4 protein-coding genes are annotated in these 3,157 nt (G+C 63.9%); all 4 read left to right on the top strand.

The window, feature by feature from the left end:
- On the top strand, window positions 1–906 hold a 906-nt coding region (locus tag J1C47_RS23340; protein ID WP_207353203.1), incomplete at its 5' end, for an ABC transporter ATP-binding protein.
- A gap of 11 nt (window positions 907–917) precedes the next feature.
- Window positions 918–1,805 (top strand): carbohydrate ABC transporter permease, encoded by an 888-nt coding sequence (locus J1C47_RS23335; protein WP_207353202.1) that lies wholly within the window; start codon window positions 918–920, stop codon window positions 1,803–1,805.
- A gap of 80 nt (window positions 1,806–1,885) precedes the next feature.
- Window positions 1,886–2,698: a carbohydrate ABC transporter permease gene (locus J1C47_RS23330; protein WP_245396767.1), complete on the top strand. Its 813-nt coding sequence runs from the start codon at window positions 1,886–1,888 to the stop codon at window positions 2,696–2,698.
- Window positions 2,699–2,729: 31 nt separating this feature from the next.
- Window positions 2,730–3,014 (top strand): DUF2160 domain-containing protein, encoded by a 285-nt coding sequence (locus J1C47_RS23325; RefSeq protein WP_207353200.1) that lies wholly within the window; start codon window positions 2,730–2,732, stop codon window positions 3,012–3,014.
- The last annotated feature ends 143 nt before the right edge of the window (window positions 3,015–3,157 follow it).

Below are 3,157 nucleotides of genomic sequence, written 5' to 3'. Positions count from 1 at the left end.
CTTTTGACCCCGTCGGAGGGCCATGTGCGCTTCGACGACCGCGACGTGACGATGCTTTCGCCGGAAGCCCGCAACATCGCCCAGGTGTTCCAGTTTCCGGTGATCTACGACACCATGACGGTGCGCCAGAACCTCGCCTTCCCGCTGAAGAACCGCAAGGTGCCGGCCGCCGAGATCGCCAGCCGCGTCGAGGACATGCTGCGCCGCATCGGGCTCGAGGCGAAGGCCGACCGCAAGGCGCGGGGCCTCACCGCCGACGAGAAGCAGAAGATCTCGCTCGGCCGCGGCCTGGTGCGCTCCGACGTCGCCGCCATCCTCTTCGACGAGCCGCTGACGGTCATCGACCCGCACATGAAGTGGCAGCTGCGCTCGGAACTGAAGCAGCTCCACCACGAATTCGCGATGACCATGGTCTACGTCACCCACGACCAGACCGAGGCGCTGACCTTCGCCGACAAGGTGGTGGTGATGTTCGAGGGCGAGGTCGTGCAGATCGGCACGCCGGAAGAGCTGTTCGAGCGCCCGCAGCACACCTTCGTCGGCTATTTCATCGGCTCGCCGGGGATGAACGTCCTGCCCTGCCGGCTGGAGAACGGCGAGGCGGTGGTCTCGGGCGCGCGCATCGCGCTGCCGGCCGTGCGTTCCGTGCCGCATGCCGGCCAGACGACGGAACTCGGCATCCGGCCGGAATTCGTCGGCATCGTGCCGCGGGGCGGCGGCGTGCCGATCGCCATCGACCGGGTCGAGGACATCGGCTCCGAGCGCATCGTCCGGGCCCGGCTCGACGGCATGCCGCTCACCGCGATCCTCAAGGAGAACGCGGCGATCCCCGCCGAGGCGGATGCGGCATTCGCGCCGCATGCCCTCAATCTCTACGCCGATTCCTGGCTCGTCGAGCGGGGCTGAGGAGACGCATCATGGAAAAGACCTGGAACAACAAGGCCTGGTTCTTCGTCCTGCCGGTGCTCCTGCTCGTCGCCTTCTCGGCGGTCATCCCGCTGATGACGGTGGTGAACTATTCGGTGCAGGACACCTTCGGCAACAACCAGTTCTTCTGGGCAGGCACCGAGTGGTTCACCGAAATCCTCACCTCGTCACGTTTCCACGACGCGCTGATGCGCAACCTGCTGTTCTCGGCGATCATCCTCGCCATCGAGGTGCCGCTCGGCATTCTGGTGGCGCTGGCGATGCCGAAGAAGGGCATCTGGGTGTCGGTCTGCCTCGTCCTGATGGCGCTGCCGCTGCTGATCCCCTGGAACGTCGTCGGCACCATCTGGCAGGTCTTCGCGCGTACCGACATCGGTCTTCTCGGCTATGCCGTGGCCAGCATGGGCATCAACTACAACTATGGCCAGAACCCGCTCGATGCCTGGGTGACGGTCATCGTCATGGACGTCTGGCACTGGACGAGCCTCGTCGTGCTCCTGTGCTACGCCGGCCTCGTCTCGATCCCCGACGCCTACTACCAGGCCGCCAAGATCGACGGCGCCTCGCGCTGGGCGGTGTTCCGCTACATCCAGCTGCCGAAGATGGGCCGCGTCCTGCTGATCGCCGTGCTGCTCCGTTTCATGGACAGTTTCATGATCTACACCGAGCCTTTCGTCGTCACCGGCGGGGGACCAGGGTCTTCGACGACGTTCCTGTCGATCGACCTCGTCAAAATGGCCGTCGGCCAGTTCGATCTCGGCCCGGCAGCCGCGATGAGCCTCGTCTACTTCCTCATCATCCTGCTTCTGAGCTGGGTCTTCTATACCGCCATGACCAATGTCGGCGCGGACAAGGCACCAAAAAGGGATCAGCTATGACCGCAACCGAACCGACGAGACAGAACGAGCCCATGCCGGGGCCGGGCCACTCGGAAGCCGCCCTTCAGAGCCGCGAAGAGATGAAGAGCGGCAGATTTCGGCTCAAGGCCCTGGTGCCGACGATCTATATCATTTTTCTTCTATTTCCCGTTTACTGGCTGATCAGCCTGTCCTTCAAGACGAACCAGGAAATCCTGTCCGGATTGACATATTGGCCTCGGAATTTCACGCTTCACAATTACAGCGTGATCTTCAACGATCCGACCTGGTACGAAACCTATATCAATTCGATGACCTACGTCGTCATGAACATGGTCATCTCGGTGGCGGTGGCGCTGCCGGCCGCCTATGCCTTCTCGCGCTACCGCTTTCTCGGCGACAAGCACCTGTTCTTCTGGCTCCTGACCAACCGCATGGCGCCGCCCGCGGTGTTCGCCCTGCCGTTCTTCCAGCTCTATTCGGCCTTCGGCCTGATCGACACCCACATCGCCGTGGCGCTCGCCCACTGCCTGTTCAACGTGCCGCTGGCGGTGTGGATTCTCGAAGGCTTCATGTCCGGCGTTCCCAAGGAGATCGACGAGACCGCCTATATCGACGGCTATTCCTTCCCGCGCTTCTTCTTCAGGATCTTCATGCCGCTGATCGCGTCGGGCATCGGCGTCGCGGCCTTCTTCTGCTTCATGTTCTCCTGGGTCGAACTGCTGATCGCCCGCACCCTCACCGTCACCGACGCCAAGCCGATCGCCGCCGCGATGACCCGCACTTCGTCGGCCACCGGTCTCGACTACGGCGTCCTGACGGCCGCCGGCGTCCTCACCATCATCCCCGGCGCCATCGTCATCTGGTTCGTCCGCAATCATATCGCCAAAGGCTTTGCCCTGGGGCGGGTGTGATGACTACGACAATCCTCACGAGGACTTGGGCATGATCGACCTCTCCTGGATGGCCTGGACCTGGCCGACGGCGATCTTCTTCGTCGCGATTTTCGGGCTGATCGCCCTGATGGGCGTGTGGGAATACGTCTCGCCGGGCGGGCATCCGCGCGTCGGCGTCCTGCGCTTCGAGACGACGCGCGGCGACCGGCTGTTCGTCTCGCTGCTCGGTTCGGCCTTCCTCTGCCTCGGCTGGCTCTGGGCCACCGATCTTTCGCTCTGGTACGCGCTCGTCCTGTGCGCGGTGTTCTTCGTCCTCGTCTTCAGCCTCGTGTGAGGCTTCGGGCGGTGACGGCCACGGCCCGCTCCGCCGCCGGTCGGCGCGGGCTTCGTCAGATCGACCGGTTTCTGCAACGGGAGGACATACGCATGAAACGCAGTCTCTGGGTCACCAGCGCGACCCTCGCCATCGCGCTCGCC

The sequence above is a fragment of the Jiella sonneratiae genome (genome assembly GCF_017353515.1).
GTDB lineage: Bacteria > Pseudomonadota > Alphaproteobacteria > Rhizobiales > Rhizobiaceae > Jiella > Jiella sonneratiae.
Note: the sequence above shows the minus strand (reverse complement) of the source record. Positions and strands in the feature narration are given on the sequence as shown.

Coding starts and splice junctions, on each gene's coding strand:
- J1C47_RS23335 (WP_207353202.1), top strand. CDS start 918: ATGGAAAAGACCTGGAACAACAAGGCCTGGTTCTTCGTCCTGCCGGTG.
- J1C47_RS23325 (WP_207353200.1), top strand. CDS start 2,730: ATGATCGACCTCTCCTGGATGGCCTGGACCTGGCCGACGGCGATCTTC.
- J1C47_RS23330 (WP_245396767.1), top strand. CDS start 1,886: ATGAAGAGCGGCAGATTTCGGCTCAAGGCCCTGGTGCCGACGATCTAT.